This is a genomic window from Carboxylicivirga sp. (assembly GCF_982718395.1).
The window spans coordinates 1-2,290 of the sequence record NZ_CEXQWX010000305.1 but is presented as its reverse complement, the minus strand read 5'-3'; the positions used below and the strand labels follow the sequence as shown (position 1 = coordinate 2,290).

Here is a 2,290-nt window from a genome sequence, read left to right as displayed (position 1 = left end):
TTTTAATGCTTTCTTGTCAGATTTGCGCCCTCCAACCAACGCCAGCAAGAAGTACAATACTGCCAACCCGGCTTCTATAACAAGAAGTAGTTCAACTGTCAGGCTCTTTAGTAACAGAAAATAAGCACAAGTTCGTATTACAACGACAACAATATTCAAGGAGGCTATTAAACGATGCAGCAGGAAAGCACTTAGAACGATCTCAGTCAATACCTTCATCGCATAACAAAACACGAAAACCATGAAGACAACAAAGTATTGCTCTACTTCCGGTATATTAAAGAAATCACCAAATGCTACCCGAAAGTACCATAGTAAAAGCGTTAATATTACAACCATAGCGAAGGCTACGACAAAATATCCACTAAAGAACCTTAGTATTGTTTTTTGTGTAACTGAACTTACGAGTTCTGGCACAAACCTTATGATCACATGTCGCAACGGGCTTGTAATCAACAACTGATAAAGGGTGAATAAGCCAAAAAGGAAAAAATAGGTACCATATACATCAACAGGCAATTCTCTCAATACCATTACTGATGCAATAAAACCCAGTGATTGCACAACTATTTTGGCAATGTATACCCAAATGGTATTTTCAACTAGTACCCTCTTTCGTGACTCCATAAATGCTTATGTGTGCCTGTTATTATTTGCTATCAAGCTGTTATAAATTTCTTCATATTGGACGGCAATATTTTTCCACTGGTACTCTTTCAACAGCTTGCGATAAGCCAATTCTGCCCGATGTTGCATACCTTCTGTATCTGTCATTGCCAATTTCAGTCTTTCTGCCAGATGATCGACATTTTCATTCTTAAAAAAAAGCACCTCTTCATTATCAAACACATTGGTGTTTGCCTCAATATCACTAACAATCATTGGAGTTTTCATTAACCCTGCTTCCAGTAGCATAATCGACATTGCTTCATATAAGGAAGGCATTACAAAAAACGTGGCAGATTCTACATAGCTTAATAATGTTGCTCTGTCTTTTATCAGTCCAAGAAATTCAATATTCACCCCTTTCGACTGGTTTAATATCCTTTTCTTATAATCCGGAAGCTGGTCAATATTGCCTGCTACTTTTAGCTTTCCTCTATAATCTATTTGTTTTAGGGCATCAATTAGCAGGTGCAGCCCTTTGATTGGGATAATTCGCCCGGCACTAAATAATATATAAGGCGATTCATGATGCATCGGAACAACCTGCTCTTTGATTTGAGTATTGATTCCATTGGGTATATAGCGAACTGAAATATTGTACCGCTGCCTGTAAAACTCATTTAAACTTTTGGAAACGGATGTGAATATACTTGCCGAATAAACAGCTATTCGCTCATTAATCTTAAAAAACAGGTTGACTAATGCTGACCATTTACCTCCATCCTGAGGCCGACCATGTGATGTAATAACAACCTTGTATCGTAATCGTAAAACTGGTGCTATAAATGCTGCATCGGTATGATGCAGATGCACCATATCAAATTTCTCTCGCCTACTAAAAAGCACCAGTAGCATTGCATGGATATAATGTGTTAGCACATTAAGCTTTTTCCATGGGCAACCAGGTAAAATAACCTGCTTTACATCGCCCAAAGTAAAATCTTTTTGAGCATGACTTTTAACCGAAAATACTGTGAAACGGTATTTTTTATGCAACTCCGTAATTAAGCTTTGTCCAACAGTGGCAGCACCTCCAAAAGCAGGTAATCCTTTTAATCCAATAACGGCGATGGACGGTCTATGATCGATATGTTTACTTGAACTGTTCAATGGTTGATCGCTTAAATTTATTTTGAATCATAGGTAAAACACCTGAAAGTTGTGCCTTAAGCACTTTTTGCGTGGTTAATGAATTGATGGTTATTCGTGGCAAACAGAATAATTGTTGCTCATGTACCGGATGAATATTTCCCAAACTGGTTGTAACAGCCGTTTTAAAGTGAAGCTGTTCGACCAGTTCTATTTCCCGTTTCCCCAACTCCGCCGGACTGCCAAAAGGATAGGCAAAGTGATTAACATCTTTGCCAATTGCTTTTTCCAGGTTCTGCTTTGAACTTTGTATTTCCTGCTTTAATGACCTTTCATCTAATACCTTTAAAGGTAAATGAGACAGTGTATGTGCCCCAATTGTCACCAATGGGTGTGAAGCCAATAAACCTATTTCTTCCCATGAAAGTACCTTATCCTCTAGATAAGAAACTACATCAATGCCACCTTTCATAAACACTTTATTTAATTCCTGATCAGAAATAAGACCCTGATTTTTGAGCTTCCTGATTTTATT

3 protein-coding genes are annotated in these 2,290 nt (G+C 37.8%); all 3 read right to left on the bottom strand.

The annotated features are described in order from the left end of the window. The coding region (locus AC4MRQ_RS25630) for a lipopolysaccharide biosynthesis protein (protein WP_491200579.1) at positions 1 to 627 on the bottom strand (627 nt) is incomplete at its 3' end. A 6-nt stretch (positions 628 to 633) separates the two neighbouring features. After that, entirely contained in the window at positions 634 to 1,776 is a 1,143-nt protein-coding gene (locus AC4MRQ_RS25625; protein ID WP_491200578.1) for a glycosyltransferase family 4 protein, read from the bottom strand. Beyond that, on the bottom strand, positions 1,760 to 2,290 hold a 531-nt coding region (locus AC4MRQ_RS25620), incomplete at its 5' end, for a polysaccharide deacetylase family protein (RefSeq protein WP_491200577.1). The genes AC4MRQ_RS25625 and AC4MRQ_RS25620, both read right to left, overlap by 17 nt.